Genomic DNA, 13,616 nt, shown 5'->3' with positions numbered 1-13,616 from the left:
CATGCTTGTACATTCGGTTATAAAAGCTTACAATGAGTATATGCATAAACGGCGTATGGCGCAGAAGGAGTTTTTATGGCAACGGAAAAAACATATGATTTTGACGAGGCCTTTTTTACCTCCGTCTTTAATCAGCTGACCACTAATATCTTTATAAAGGATGCGGAAACAGATGTAATAGTTTATATGAACGACGCGATGAAGCGGGAATTTGGACAGATACATCCGGAAGGAAAGCGGTGCTGGGAGATTTTACAAAGGGGGCTGACGGATAAATGCCCCTTTTGTTCGGAACGGGATAAAAAGGGCGGCTTCCGCGCAGGAATACGGCATGAAAGGAATACGTTAACCGGACGCATTTACAAGCATTATGATTCTCTGACGGAGTGGCAGGGAAGAACCTACTGTATATGCAATTTTGTGGATGTTACGGAATATGAAGAGCTGTCGGAGGCTGCGGATCTTGACGACCTGACCGGAATTTATAACCGCAGGGCAGGCAGGGAAAAGCTGGCGGAGATGATAGAGGATGCCAGAAGGGAAAATATAACTCTCACCGTGGCGCTGATAGACGTGAATGGACTGAAGAAAATCAACGATCAGTACGGTCACGGGGAAGGGGATAATCTCCTTACCTCAATGGCCTGCGTGACAAAGGGCTGTCTTGGGGAACAGGATATCATTTTCCGTCTCAGCGGGGACGAGTTCGTGCTGGTATTCTATAATCAGAACCAGCAGGCGGCTGAGAAGCTGATGCGGGAAATCAGCAGGCGGCTCCACGATGAACGGGAGAAATATTCCATTTTTTATGAAGCCACCTTCAGCTATGGCCTGATGGAGGTATATCCGGGAGACAGATATACCTTGTCGGATATCATCAGACGGGCCGATGAGCAGATGTACATACAGAAGCGGAGCTACCATATCATGCGTGCCAAGGAGGGACTCCTTAAAGACGGGCAGAGACGTATGGGGACGAAGCAGTTTGTGTATGATAAGGAGCATCTGTATGATGCGCTGGCCTCCAGTACGGAGGACTATATTTTTGTTGGCAATATGAAGACGGGAACCTTCCGGTATTCACCAGCCATGGTGGAGGAGTTCGGCCTGCCGGGGGAAATCGTGGAGAATGCAGCCGCCTTCTGGAGCGGCCTGATTCATCCCAATGACGAAAACGTGTTTCTGGAAAGCAATCAGGAGATTGCCGATGGCCGGACAGATTCCCACAATATAGAGTACCGTGCAAGGAACACCCGCGGGGAATGGATATGGCTCCGCTGCAGGGGGCGGATGATAAAAGACACGCAGGGCTGTCCGGATCTGTTTGCGGGCATGATTACCAATCTGGGGAAGAAGAGCCAGATGGATCATATGACCGGCCTTTATAACCGTTTTGAGTTTGAAGGGAATATTAAGAAATATATGGTGGACTATCCGGATTTGCAGCGGCTGCAGATCATGATACTGGATATGGACGCCTTTAAGAATATCAACGATCTCTTTGACAGAGCCTTTGGTGACGAAGTGCTCAGGATTACGGCCCAGAGGATTTCCTCTATACTGCCCTCCAATGCACGTATTTACAGGCTGGACGGCGATGAATTCGGAATTATTATCCTCAATGGGGAGGAAGAGGATTACCTGCGGATTTTCAACAGCATCCAGCATAAATTCCACGGACAGCAGGAATACAACGGCAAGAAATATTACTGCACGGTTTCAGGAGGCTATGCCGTATATCCTACGGATGCGGATAATTATCTGGATTTGCTCAAATGCGCCAACTATTCCCTGGAGCATTCCAAGCTGGAGGGAAAGGACAGGATTACCAGATTTTCTGAGGATATCCTGAAGGAAAAGGAAAGAAAGCTGGAGCTGGCAGAGCTTCTGCGGGAAAGCATTGACCGTGGTTTCGCGGGTTTTTCCATCAGTTATCAGCCACAGGTTGAGTCTGAGACCGGAACCCTGTACGGGGCGGAGGCGCTGGCCAGATGGCGCTGTGCCAAATACGGAAATGTATCGCCCGGTGAATTTATCCCTCTGCTGGAGCAGAGCGGCCTGATCGTCCCGCTGGGAAGCTGGGTGCTTTATCATGCGGTGGAGCAGTGCAGGAAATGGTGTGAGCTTAAGCCTGATTTTCACATGAGCATCAATCTTTCCTACCGGCAATTGCTGGAAGGGGATATTGTTGCCAATATTCAGGAGACTCTGGAAGCGCTCCATGTCCAGCCCGGCAATGTGACGCTGGAGCTGACGGAAACCTACCTCATCAAGGAGGATGCCGGAACCCGTGATATCCTGGAGAAAATGAAGAAAATGGGAATTAACCTGGCCATGGATGATTTTGGAATCGGCTATTCCTCCCTTTTTTCACTGAAAAATATACCGGTGGATATTGTAAAAATAGACAGGGGCTTTGTTAAGGGAATTACTTCTGATCTCTTTAATGCCACCTTTGTCCGGGCAATTACGGAGCTGTGCCATGATGTGGGGAAGAAGGTATGCCTGGAGGGAGTGGAGACGAAGGAAGAGTACGATGTGGTGAAAAATTCGGGGCTGGAGCTGATTCAGGGCTTTTATTTCGGTTATCCCATCAATGCGGAAATGTTCGAAAAGCAGTGGCTGTAAACAACGGAATTAAATAAAAAACCATAAAAAGAGAGGAAAGCGCTGTCAACAGCTTTCCTCTCTTTTACGTATACTATTATACTACAAAATTGAGAAAATATCAAGGCTTGTAATAGAACCGGCCAGAACGTATAATAGGCATTTCCAGCAGAAACAATAGGAAACAGGGATTTAAAAGGAGGAGACAGCGGTGAACGAAAGTTTATTGGAGGTGCTGCAGTCACAGAAGGAGAAAAAGGAGCTTTCCGTTCTTATGCAATGTAATGAAAAAACGGAAAGCTTTGGTTTGTCCCTGACGGAGGAGGACGCGCATGAACTGGTTTTGTGCAGGAATGCGAGCCTGAAAAAATACCGCCGGGTGGAGTTCGGAGAAGGGATTCTGGATAAGCTGATTTTTACCTTCTGTGATTCCCAATACATTAATCAGGAGAATTACCGGGAGGTCATGGAGGAGCTGCAGGATATTTTCTATTCCTTTAAGAATGAAGCGATGGATTTGCTGACGGATGACGAGCTTCTGACATTTATGAAGGAACAGTTTGAAGAGATCTGCATGGGAGACACGGAATATCTGGAAAGCACCTGCCTTCCAAGGTTTGCTTGTGCCATTCGTTCCGGTGACAGGGGCTATGTGAAAAGCGGCGGAAAAGGAGAATATGAAAAGCTCAGCGAGGAGCAAAGGTGGGACGGAGAACTCTTTATGGATGTAATAAAGGAGCTTTTCTGGTAATTGTCAGGACCAGTACAGGGGTTTTTCCAAGGAAGGAATAAGGAGGAGAAGGATACGAAAATGGCAGAGGACAGGGAATCAAGGAAAAATGAGGGCAGTATGTATGGTTACGGATTGGAAGAGATACTTCCGGTGGTGATTTATCTGACAAATAAATATACATCCGGGGAAAGCAGCTCCGTGCCCTATGAAAAGGCGGAAATGCTTATGGAAGCCGTGCTTTACTGCATCCGGGAATGCTTTACATGGAATACGGCCGGCGTGCTGCCGGCAGTAAACAGCCTCAGTGCGCGGCAGGCCTATGATAAGGGATATGAATATGTGACGGAAAAGGTAAAAATGGCCAGGGGGCTTTACGATGGCCTGATTACGGATTTCGAAGATTATGGTTGTCTGAATTACCGGAAAACCGTTCTGGAAGGGCTTCCCGCCTTTTTCCTGAAATATGATATCCGCTTCTGCCCGCAGGATCATATCCTGACTCTGGATTATCCGGATATGGCACGCGGGGAGGCACAGTGCGGCGCGGATCGGATTTACAGTTATCTGTCTCATCTTTGTATGGAAAAGAGGTTCCTGGAGCAGTTTGACAGACAGGCGGTATGCAGGGTGTTGGCAGGTGTTCAGCCGGATTACCGGGAACTGTATCTGGACAATATATGCGAAGCAGTGCTGTACCAGGCGGTAAAATGTGTGATTACGGACAGCCCGGTGTGGAAGCTGGAAACATCCGGGGATGAGAAGGAGCTCCTTGGGATATATTTTGACGGCGATACGCGTGAACAGGCTGCCCGCAAAACGGCAGCACTGATCGAAATGCTGGTGGGAGCAATGGAAAATGCGGTGCCGGACCCTGATTTCAGAAATTATTTTGGACAGATGGGGAAAGCTTTTTCCGCCAGATATCTGCTTCAGGCGGGAAGCAGGGAATAAAGGGATAAAAATCCAGAAAGACAAAGACATGTGCCCAGGCCTTTTTTCATAAAATAGGCGTAAGAGTTTATTGGAAAAAGGATAGAAAATGTATAAAGGCATTGATGTGTCGGAGCGCCAGGGAACCATTGACTGGAAAAAGGTAAAAAAAGCGGGCTGCAGATTTGCGGTGCTCCGCTCCATAAAATGGGACGGAAAACCGGACAGTCAGTTTTGGGCAAATGCCAAAGGCTGTTATGCAAATGATATTCCTTATTCTGTTTACCGTTATACTTATGCCGTCCTGCCTACGGAGGCGCTGGAGGAGGCGGAACAGGTAATCCGGCTCCTCCGGTCCCGGGAAAAACGCTCCTGCAGGATATGGTGGGATGTTGAGGATAAGTCCCTGGAGCCTCTGGGAAGGGATGTGCTGACAGGGCTGATAAAAACGGCAGAAAATACCATTACAGGAGCAGGGTATGAATTCGGCATTTATACAGGGCAGTTTTTCTACGATGGAGGATTTTTTGATGCCGGGGCTTTTGACTGTCCCATGTGGGTTGCCCGTTATCCCGTGAGCAGAAGCTTTGTCTTTGATGAAAACCCGCCTTCGGATAAATACCGGCCGGAAATAAAGCAGCCGCTGTTTGCGTGGCAGTATACCAGCAAAGGCAGAATAGACGGGATAGACAGTCTGGTGGATTTTGACATTTGTTATCTGCCTTTTGGGTGAACGGAACAGGGATTGGGAAGCTGTAAATGCCCTGAAACGGAGGGAAAGAAATGGCTGACTGGCTCTTGTGTTTTCCCGCTTACCGTGTATGATAGAGGTAAGAGGCCGTGCAACTGTGACGATGCGGTGCAGTTACGGGAAAATAAAGGAAAGGAAGGTTTTTTATTATGAGAAGGAAAGGTTTTATGAAGCTGGCGGCGGCCGCAGCTGTCGCTGCGGTTTGTTTTTTGCTGCCTCTTAAGGCGGATGCGGCGGAGCTTATTCATTCGGATGAATACGGGGATGTTTATGTAGTGAATTCTGAAGGCAGGGACAGCCTGGTATTTATGGAAGACGCCAGCGGCAAGGTGCTGGAGTTCATGAAAGAAAGCGCGGGAGATCCCTATTTTGTCAGGTATAATGTCATGGATGCTTCGTTGGCAAGGCTGAAAGCAACTGCCAGCGCCATTCAGGTTCTGGATGATAACGGGGAACTGATCGCTAGCAAGGGAGCGGCGGAAATCCAGCAGGAGGTGGCGGCGCATCTGGCTGTGATAAATGCACTGGATGCAATGGATCCCCAGCAGCAGATTATATTGGAAAACCAGCAGCTGGCAAGCCTGGCCGCACTGAAACAGGAGCTGCTGCTGCAAAAGCAGGATTCGCTTGTGAAAATGCAGCAGGCTGCCGCAAACGGTAGTACGGAAGAAGTGATTGCCTGCCAGTTTGCAGCCGCAATGTATGATCAGATGATTACCCTGAGCGCTTCCAAGGAGCAGGCTATCCTTTTGTATCAGCAGCAGTCGATACCGGAGGCGCAGCAGGTTTTGGCATCAATCAAGGAACAGGCAGGAATTATTCAGCGGGAAATATCGGATTTTGCCGTACAGTTCAAGCAGCTTCTGGTACAGGAAATCGTGAACGAGCTGGTAAATCTGCCTTAAGCGGATTAATTTAAGCGGACGGATACATGGGAAAAAGGGCCGGCAGCTGTAAAGCTTCTCCCTTTAATTTTCCTGTTGGGCCGTGAACATTTCCTGCATATCATTGATTAGCTTCATATCCTCCGCAGTCAGCTTCAGATTGGAGCTGAAGGTCTTTCCCTCCGCTGTGGTAACGGTCATTTCCAGCAGCGTCCCTTCCATTACGGCTCCTTTGGAAACAGCATTTAAGAAGGAAGGAAACTTGGGGTGCCTGGCCTTGAACTGCTCCCAGGAGGCCTTTATCTGCAATAATTTCATAGGATTAAACTGGTTCATTTCAAATACTTCCTTTCCCTGATAAATAGAGCCTGGTTCTCAGGCACGTCTATTGTATCATTATTCCCGCTTTTTGGCGAGTGAAAAAACAGGAGACAGACAGTGCGGAAAATGGTAAAATAAATGTGCGGCAATGATAATCAGGCATTTATGGGAATAAGGAGAAGAACGATGATTTATAAGTGCAGGAACTGCGGCGGAAATGTGGTTTATGATCCGGACAGGAAGGAAATGCATTGTCCTTACTGCGACGGGACGGACACACAGGATAAGCTGCCGGGCGGAGGAATGGAAACCTGCGCCAACTGCGGCGCGCCGATAGAGGCGGGGGATTACCGCAGCGCAGTGAAGTGTGAGTACTGCGGCCATTATACGATTTTTGACGAACGGGTGGAGGGCGTATATGAACCCCGCTTGATCCTGCCTTTTAAAATAGGGAAAAATACGGCGGTAAAGCGTTTGGAGAATGAGTTTTCCAGACGGATATTTGCGCCGGAATCCTTTCTTGCACAGGCTACAGTGGAAAAGATGGAGGGAAATTATGTCCCTTTCTGGCTGTACGACATGAAGGCGTACTGTCATTATGCGGGGACAGGAACCAGAGTACGTGTGTGGGTCAGCGGAGATACGGAATTTACGGAAACCTCGTATTTCCAGGTGAGCAGGGATATGGATGTGGATTTTGAAAAGCTGCCGGTGGATGCTTCCCTGGCTATGGAAGATAATGTGATGGATCTGATGGAGCCTTACGGCTATGAGGCGCTGGAAAATTTCAGGCCGGAATATATGTCCGGCTTTCTGGGGGAGATTTACAACCAGGACGCAGAGACGCTGGAAAAGCGAGCCAGGGATAAGGCGGGCAGGGATGCTTCGGTGATGCTGCACAACACCCTGAACGGCTATACAACGCTGATTCCGCAGCAGGAAAATATCAGTTTGAACAGTATACAGTCCAGCTATGCGCTGCTTCCGGTATGGTGGTACCGGTACAGCTTTGAAGGTAAAAATTATGACTGCTTTGTCAACGGACAGACGGGCAAGGTTGTGGGAAAAGCACCTTTGTCGGTCAGGAGAATTTTTGCCTACGGCGGTACTTTTTTCGCCTGCATGTCACTGATTTTGCTGCTTTTGAAGGGAATACTGGAGGAACTGTAGGATGAAAGGGTATCTGAAATATTTCAGGGTGTATTTTATAATCATACTTGTCCTCACTGTGATTTTTGCGGCGCTGAAGCTTACCGGGGCCGGGAAACAGCCGGCAGAGAGGGGCAATACGGAGGCGGTGACGCAGGAACGGGTCTTCGATTATGCGGATAAGCTGACGGATGAAGAAGAGGACAGCCTGCGCAGGCTGATTGCCAAAAGAGAGGCGCAGACAGGCTGCGATATTGTACTGGTGACGCTGAATGAGTCGCTGGAAGAATATGCGAAGGGCTATGAGGAACAGCTGGGATACCTGTATCCTTATCAGTATGTAATGGTGTATGCCGATAATTTTTACGATGAGCATTTGTTCGGCTACAATAAGCCCCAGGGCGACGGCGTGCTGCTTCTGGACAACTGGTACAGGGAAAGCGACGGCAAGGTATATTCCTGGCTGAGCACCTGCGGTAAGGCGCAGGACCGTTTCAGCAGCACAATGATTGATGAACTGCTGGATAAGGCGCTGGAGGATGTGGACAGCAATCCCTATAAAGCCTATAAAAAATATGTGGACCTTTTTTATTATGATATGACCGGGAAAGTGCATATTCCCGTTGCTGCCCTGATTTTTGTGGCTGCGGCCTGCACTGCCGTTTATGTGGGTGTCAACCTGGGAAGAAACAAGGGGCAGAAAACGACCGGGGTGGCGACCTATGTATCGGGCGGGCATCCACAGATGCGCAATCAAAGTGACCTGTTCCTTCATAAGACGGTGACAAGACGTCATATAGAGAGAAATACCGGAGGCTCCGGCGGAGGAGGCGGCGGAGGCCATGTTTCCAGCGGCGGAGTATCCCATGGAGGCGGCGGGCACAGCAGATAACAGAAACCTGTATTTTGCTTCGCAAACCAAGGAGGAAAATTCCTCTGTTCGTCAGAGGATTTACATTTTGCTCCGCAATACGAGTAGGAGGAAGTATGAGAATTCAGTATTTGGGGCATTCATGTTTTAAAATCAGTTCCGGCGGGTATGCGCTGGTGGTGGACCCTTATGAAAATGGTTCCGTGCCGGGGCTGAAAAATCTGGATACCACGGCAAATCTGTGTGTGTTCAGCCATGAACACAGTGATCATCATGGTGAGGGCAGCGTGATTATGGAAGAGAGCTTTCTTCCCTGTCCCTTCCGGATTGAAACCATTGACAGCTGGCATGACGACAGGAACGGGAGCCTGCGCGGCAGGAACCGGATTCATATTTTCCATGTGGAGAAAATGAAGGTGGTTCATCTGGGGGATATGGGGTGCGCCCCTTTGGATTGGCAGATAGATCTATTGAAAGGGGCGGATCTTGTCATGGCTCCTGCGGGGGGCTATTATACGGCGGAACCCTCCGATGTCTGCGCGGTTGTGAGGAAAATAGGCCCTCGTGTGGTGATCCCCATGCATTATCGGACGGCGAAAAGCGGTTTCCCGGTGCTCAGGACCTGTGAGGAGTTTTTATCCTGCTGCGGCCATGTGGTGAGATATGAAACGGATACCCTTACACTGGACAGCGCCACGCCGCCGCATACAGCTGTGCTGAAGCAGTGGGGATATTTGTGAACAGAAGCAGATTCCTATGAAAAGGAGAATTATATCGTTGAACATACAGATTTTCGGGAAGACGAAATGCTTTGATACGAAAAAAGCAGAACGTTATTTCAAGGAACGCGGCATTAAATATCAATATATTGATATGAAGGAAAAAGGAATGAGCAAGGGAGAGCTGAACACGGTCTGTCAGGCAGTGGGCGGCCTGGATAAGCTGCTGGATGATAAATGCAGGGATAAGGATGCGCTGGCGCTGATTCGTTATATATCGGAAGAGGACAGAGCGGAAAAGCTTCTGGAAAATCAGCAGGTCATTAGAACCCCGATTGTACGCAACGGGAAAAAGGCGACGATTGGTTACTGCCCGGATATTTGGAAAGGGTGGGAATAAAGAGTGGAAAAAAAGGCGCCTTATCTTGTGCGGCTCACTGGTATCCTGGTAGAAGAGGGCAGACTCCTGATTATCCGGCAGCACATGCCGGATGGACGGCAATGGTATCTGCCCGGCGGTCAGCTCGAACCGGGAGAAACGATTGAAAAGGGAATTATCAGGGAAATGAGAGAAGAGACAGGGCTGGAGGTTGCGATGGAGAAGTTATTGGCAGTCAGCGATACCTCCTTCAGGAATCCTTCAGCACTGCATATCCTTCTGCAGGTGAAGCGGCTTTCCGGCGAACTTCGTATACCTGGCCTGGAATATGACAGTGTGGCTATAACAGATGTAAGATTTGTCCCAATAGAGAAGCTGTGTGAGTATGGCTTCAGCAATTTTTTTGTCGGTCAGCTTAAGAGTGGATTCCCATTGGAAAACAGATACATAGGGCCGGACACATTTTTTGATTTTCAGGATTAATAGGGCTTACGATTTATGGAAGCTGTGGGATAATGTTAAATTGTATAATTAAAATAAAGTTATTAAAAAAGGTGCAGTGAAACCATCTTCCGGCTTCACTGCACCTTAATTCAATTTTGTAGTTAATGGAACTATCTTATGAAACTGGTTGGCGGATAGCGACGGCATGGTTCTAATTTTGGCGTATATCACTTTAATCAGTCATCGAAGCCATGGATCCAGTCGGCCTTCAGGAAATAAATCAGGAAAATGATGGAACTCAGGGTCCAGGTCAGAGGATAGGCCCAGAAAATAACATTGATTACCGGAATGATTTTTACGACGATGCTGATGTAGGTGATTCTGATGATACACCAGCAGCACATCATAACAAGCATGGGAATCGTTGCCTTTCCTGCACCGCGCAGAATTCCGGCGACGCAGTGTGAATATGCCAGCAGGAAATAAAAGAGCGTAACCGTACGCGCCTGTGTGGTTCCATAAGCGATTACTTCGGGATCGTTGTTAAATGCAGCTATGAGCACAGGGGCAAAGGCATAAATCAGGATACCCACCAGCTCGGCCATAGTGATGGAGCAAAGGATACCGAAACGCGCGCCCTTTTTTGCCCTGTCATATTTTTTGGCGCCCAGGTTCTGACTGATAAACGTAGTCATGGACATAGCAAAGCAGGTGATGGGAAGGAAGCCGAACCCTTCTATTTTGGAATAGGCGCCGCAGCCTGCCATGGCCATTTTGCCGAAGCTGTTGATATTGGCCTGCACCACAACATTGGCAATGGAAATGATGGAGTTCTGAAAGCCGGAGGGCAGGCCGTTCTGAATAATCTGCTTCAGGAAGAAGAGGTCAAAGCGGATTTTGCGGATATGTACCCTGTAATCTTCAGGGCTCCTGGAAAGGCGGATGATACACAGAATCGCGCTGACAAACTGGGAAATGATGGTTGCCAGAGCCGCGCTGCCGACACCGAAACGAAATACGCCTACGAACAGCAGGTCCAGTAAAATATTGACAACAGAGGAAACAATCAGGTAAACCAGGGGATGTCTGCTGTCCCCCACCGATTGAAGAATACCTACAAAAATATTATACAGGACAAAGGCAAGGGAGCCGCAGAAATAAATACGGAAGTAAGTAATGGAATTGGGCAGAACATCCGACGGCGTACCCATCCAGATAAGCAGCTGCGGAGTGAGACATACACCGATGAGCGTAAGCAGTACCCCGGCAGCAAGGCCAAAGGCTATCGTAGTATGTATGGCCTTCTGCACCTTTTCTATTTCACGCGCTCCATAATATCTGCCGATAACAACGCCTGCGCCGATGGCGATTCCGTTGAAAAAACCAACCATAAGGAAAATCAGGCTTCCCGAGGAACTGACAGCGGCCAGAGCCTCGCTCCCCAGGAAATTTCCCACAATGAGGGAGTCTGCCGTATTATACAGCTGCTGGAACAGATTGCCCAGAAAAAGAGGAATGGCAAATGCTATAATTTTTTTCCAGATAGATCCTTCTGTCATCAGTGTGGTCTGCTGTGCTGTTTTATTCATTGATGCTCCTGTCTGCGTGTACTATATGCACATTCGCCCCTGTCTGTACGCATAGTTCCGCCCATATATGTAAAAAATTTAGTATATTTCAAAAGGTATCAAAAACCGGCGGCAAAACAACCGCCAATTTTTTATTATATCACAGCCGGTAAAAAAAGGAAGAGCAAATGTTTTATCTCGCTGTGGCAGTCAGTGATGGATGAAGAAATTTCCGTATGCTCCGCGGCATACAATATTTCTGATTTGAGACATACAATATTTCGGAACCGCCTTGAGGAGAATGCACCGATATGGTATGATGAACTAAATATTGGCTTATATTTGTCGGTTAAGACATATTGCCGGAAAAGGCGGATATATGTTATCTCATGATGATTCAAAAATCCAGGATCGCAAACTCATCCTGTGGGCACGGTTCCATCCTGATTTTTCACGCGATGTACTGATACCTGAAATAGAAGCAAACAGTATACAGTATCATGTTGCTCCTCAGTTAATTGATAACTTCCGAAAATACCGAAATGCTGAAAACTGCCTGTATTTTATCCATGGCTTCGCTTATGCAGATATTCCCGCGGGACAGGAATACGAGGTAGTTATGCGTATCAACGAGGGGATAATCGATCATAATTCCGTAATAAGCTGTAAGGCCATCGTGTTATGTTTCTTCTCAGAATTTAAAATGCAGCCAATCGCGTATGCCTGGCATGGATATCATGCAGGTTGTCTGATTCAGTTTCCCGATGGAATTCCGGATCTCATTCAGGAGATGTATGAGATAACGGAAAAGAAACCTATAAAAATTACTCAGGAAATATGCTTATGCACTTTAGAAACGCTGAAGGCAAACTCAGGTATCCTTGATACTGTCATAGCAGAGGAAAAGGGGGAAAAGTATAATGAAAATAACAGAGGAATATATCCGGGAACAGATACAGCTGCTTTATTCTAAGGACTCCAATACAGGATACGCCGCATTGAAAGAACTACAAGATGCCAGCCATGAGGACTGTATGGTTTACACCCATTTAAATGAGTTTTTTAATATGCTGGAAAATAAAAATTCTTTTGTACGTACAAGAGGGCTTGTTCTGATTGCTGAAAATGCCATATGGGACGAAAAAGGCATCATTGACCGCTTTTTTGACAGCTATCTGCAGCACATTACGGATGAAAAACCGATTACCGCAAGACAGTGCATAAAGCTGCTTCCAACAATTGCGAAGCATAAGCCTGAACTAAAAAAGAGGATGGCGGACGCGCTTCATGTAGCGGATCTTTCCTCCTATAAGGAAAGCATGCGGCCGCTGGTGGAAAATGATATCGAAAATGCGCTGGCTCAAATACAGGAATGACAGAGAAAACTGCAGGAAAACTTCGATACTATTTTCCGGGAAGCGCACAGTACCAAAATGGAAGAGCAGAATATGCATGATTAAGGAAAAGAAAACACAAGCGCTGGTAAATAAAATAAGTTATACTTAAATACAACTGTTCAGCCGGCCCACGTATTTACAGTCAGGTACAGTATAGGCCGGCAATATACAAGGAGGTAAAATTTCATGAAAATTGCACTGATTAATGAAAACAGCCAGGCGGCAAAGAATGCGCAGGTGGAAGAGGTCCTGAAAAAAGTCGTTGAACCCAAAGGACACGAGGTATTTAATTATGGAATGTACAGCGCAGAGGACGAGCATCAGCTTACCTATGTGCAGAATGGTATTCTTGCAGCGATTCTGCTGAATTCAGGAGCAGCTGATTATGTGGTTACGGGCTGTGGTACAGGAGAAGGCGCCATGCTGGCCTGCAATGCATTCCCCGGCGTGTTGTGCGGACATATCGTAGATCCTTCCGATGCCTATATGTTTGCCCAGATCAATGACGGCAATGCCATTGCGCTTCCTTTTGCAAAGGGCTTCGGCTGGGGCGCGGAGCTGAATCTTCAGTATATTTTTGAAAAACTGTTTGAAGGTGAGAGCGGACAGGGCTATCCCAAGGAAAGAGTTGTTCCGGAACAGCGCAATAAGAAGATCCTGGATGAAGTAAAGAAGGTTACACATAACGACCTGTGCACTATCTTGAAAAATCTGGACAGGGAGCTGGTTAAAGGCGCTATTGCAGGAGACAGATTCAGCGAATACTTCTTCGCAAACTGCAAATGTGAGAAAATAGCAGCATGCGTAAAGGAACTGCTGGAAGCATAAGCGGAAAGTAATTTCAGGCGTTTCCCAGGATGGAG

14 protein-coding genes are annotated in these 13,616 nt (G+C 47.6%); 12 read left to right on the top strand and 2 right to left on the bottom strand.

Going from position 1 to position 13,616, the window contains the following annotated elements:
- Nucleotides 1–75 precede the first annotated feature (75 nt).
- The 5 genes from HMPREF1548_RS10560 to HMPREF1548_RS10540 all read left to right on the top strand — a co-directional run bounded on the left by HMPREF1548_RS10560 (nt 76) and on the right by HMPREF1548_RS10540 (nt 5,926).
- Nucleotides 76–2,628, top strand: a complete 2,553-nt coding sequence (locus HMPREF1548_RS10560) for a diguanylate cyclase domain-containing protein (RefSeq protein ID WP_021636048.1) — start codon at nt 76–78, stop codon at nt 2,626–2,628.
- A gap of 190 nt (nt 2,629–2,818) precedes the next feature.
- Complete coding sequence (locus tag HMPREF1548_RS10555; protein WP_021636047.1) at nt 2,819–3,358, top strand: DUF6323 family protein; 540 nt, start codon at nt 2,819–2,821, stop codon at nt 3,356–3,358.
- Nucleotides 3,359–3,418: 60 nt separating this feature from the next.
- Nucleotides 3,419–4,291: a DUF6179 domain-containing protein gene (locus HMPREF1548_RS10550; RefSeq protein WP_157065659.1), complete on the top strand. Its 873-nt coding sequence runs from the start codon at nt 3,419–3,421 to the stop codon at nt 4,289–4,291.
- Between the two features lie 88 nt (nt 4,292–4,379).
- Nucleotides 4,380–5,003, top strand: coding sequence for a GH25 family lysozyme (locus tag HMPREF1548_RS10545; protein ID WP_021636045.1), 624 nt, complete (start codon nt 4,380–4,382; stop codon nt 5,001–5,003).
- A gap of 167 nt (nt 5,004–5,170) precedes the next feature.
- On the top strand, nt 5,171–5,926 hold the full coding sequence (locus tag HMPREF1548_RS10540; RefSeq protein WP_021636043.1) for a hypothetical protein: 756 nt from the start codon (nt 5,171–5,173) through the stop codon (nt 5,924–5,926).
- Nucleotides 5,927–5,989: 63 nt separating this feature from the next.
- Here the strand turns inward: HMPREF1548_RS10540 and HMPREF1548_RS10535 are convergent, their stop codons facing one another.
- A complete protein-coding gene (locus HMPREF1548_RS10535; protein ID WP_021636042.1) occupies nt 5,990–6,241 on the bottom strand; it encodes a hypothetical protein in 252 nt (83 codons plus the stop codon).
- Nucleotides 6,242–6,412: 171 nt separating this feature from the next.
- On the opposite strand from HMPREF1548_RS10535, the gene HMPREF1548_RS10530 reads away from it, so the two are divergent.
- From HMPREF1548_RS10530 to HMPREF1548_RS10510, 5 genes are all read left to right on the top strand, one after another.
- Nucleotides 6,413–7,396: a TFIIB-type zinc ribbon-containing protein gene (locus HMPREF1548_RS10530; protein ID WP_035321771.1), complete on the top strand. Its 984-nt coding sequence runs from the start codon at nt 6,413–6,415 to the stop codon at nt 7,394–7,396.
- A 1-nt stretch (nt 7,397) separates the two neighbouring features.
- Nucleotides 7,398–8,267, top strand: a complete 870-nt coding sequence (locus HMPREF1548_RS10525) for a TPM domain-containing protein (protein ID WP_021636040.1) — start codon at nt 7,398–7,400, stop codon at nt 8,265–8,267.
- A 95-nt stretch (nt 8,268–8,362) separates the two neighbouring features.
- A complete protein-coding gene (locus HMPREF1548_RS10520) occupies nt 8,363–8,986 on the top strand; it encodes an MBL fold metallo-hydrolase (RefSeq protein ID WP_035321679.1) in 624 nt (207 codons plus the stop codon).
- 37 nt (nt 8,987–9,023) lie between these two features.
- Nucleotides 9,024–9,365, top strand: a complete 342-nt coding sequence (locus HMPREF1548_RS10515; protein ID WP_035321678.1) for an arsenate reductase family protein — start codon at nt 9,024–9,026, stop codon at nt 9,363–9,365.
- Nucleotides 9,366–9,368: 3 nt separating this feature from the next.
- On the top strand, nt 9,369–9,827 hold the full coding sequence (locus HMPREF1548_RS10510) for an NUDIX domain-containing protein (protein WP_021636035.1): 459 nt from the start codon (nt 9,369–9,371) through the stop codon (nt 9,825–9,827).
- Between the two features lie 197 nt (nt 9,828–10,024).
- Here HMPREF1548_RS10510 and HMPREF1548_RS10505 read toward each other — a convergent pair whose 3' ends face one another.
- Nucleotides 10,025–11,377, bottom strand: a complete 1,353-nt coding sequence (locus HMPREF1548_RS10505; RefSeq protein ID WP_021636034.1) for an MATE family efflux transporter — start codon at nt 11,375–11,377, stop codon at nt 10,025–10,027.
- Between the two features lie 899 nt (nt 11,378–12,276).
- Here HMPREF1548_RS10505 and HMPREF1548_RS10495 point away from each other — a divergent pair.
- Both HMPREF1548_RS10495 and HMPREF1548_RS10490 read left to right on the top strand, forming a co-directional pair.
- On the top strand, nt 12,277–12,732 hold the full coding sequence (locus HMPREF1548_RS10495) for a HEAT-like fold family protein (protein WP_021636030.1): 456 nt from the start codon (nt 12,277–12,279) through the stop codon (nt 12,730–12,732).
- Nucleotides 12,733–12,939: 207 nt separating this feature from the next.
- Nucleotides 12,940–13,581, top strand: coding sequence for an RpiB/LacA/LacB family sugar-phosphate isomerase (locus tag HMPREF1548_RS10490; protein ID WP_021636028.1), 642 nt, complete (start codon nt 12,940–12,942; stop codon nt 13,579–13,581).
- Nucleotides 13,582–13,616 lie beyond the last annotated feature (35 nt).

Origin of the sequence: Clostridium sp. KLE 1755, assembly GCF_000466465.2 — a bacterium.
In the GTDB taxonomy this organism is placed as follows: Bacteria; Bacillota; Clostridia; order Lachnospirales; family Lachnospiraceae; genus Eisenbergiella; species Eisenbergiella porci.
Note: the sequence above shows the minus strand (reverse complement) of the source record. Positions and strands in the feature narration are given on the sequence as shown.

What these genes read in the sequence shown, in the direction of transcription:
- HMPREF1548_RS10560 (WP_021636048.1), top strand. Translation starts at nt 76, where the DNA reads ATGGCAACGGAAAAAACATATGATTTTGACGAGGCCTTTTTTACCTCC.
- HMPREF1548_RS10550 (WP_157065659.1), top strand. Translation starts at nt 3,419, where the DNA reads ATGGCAGAGGACAGGGAATCAAGGAAAAATGAGGGCAGTATGTATGGT.
- HMPREF1548_RS10545 (WP_021636045.1), top strand. Translation starts at nt 4,380, where the DNA reads ATGTATAAAGGCATTGATGTGTCGGAGCGCCAGGGAACCATTGACTGG.
- HMPREF1548_RS10540 (WP_021636043.1), top strand. Translation starts at nt 5,171, where the DNA reads ATGAGAAGGAAAGGTTTTATGAAGCTGGCGGCGGCCGCAGCTGTCGCT.
- HMPREF1548_RS10535 (WP_021636042.1), bottom strand. Translation starts at nt 6,241, where the DNA reads ATGAACCAGTTTAATCCTATGAAATTATTGCAGATAAAGGCCTCCTGG.
- HMPREF1548_RS10530 (WP_035321771.1), top strand. Translation starts at nt 6,413, where the DNA reads ATGATTTATAAGTGCAGGAACTGCGGCGGAAATGTGGTTTATGATCCG.
- HMPREF1548_RS10525 (WP_021636040.1), top strand. Translation starts at nt 7,398, where the DNA reads ATGAAAGGGTATCTGAAATATTTCAGGGTGTATTTTATAATCATACTT.
- HMPREF1548_RS10520 (WP_035321679.1), top strand. Translation starts at nt 8,363, where the DNA reads ATGAGAATTCAGTATTTGGGGCATTCATGTTTTAAAATCAGTTCCGGC.
- HMPREF1548_RS10505 (WP_021636034.1), bottom strand. Translation starts at nt 11,377, where the DNA reads ATGAATAAAACAGCACAGCAGACCACACTGATGACAGAAGGATCTATC.
- HMPREF1548_RS10495 (WP_021636030.1), top strand. Translation starts at nt 12,277, where the DNA reads ATGAAAATAACAGAGGAATATATCCGGGAACAGATACAGCTGCTTTAT.
- HMPREF1548_RS10490 (WP_021636028.1), top strand. Translation starts at nt 12,940, where the DNA reads ATGAAAATTGCACTGATTAATGAAAACAGCCAGGCGGCAAAGAATGCG.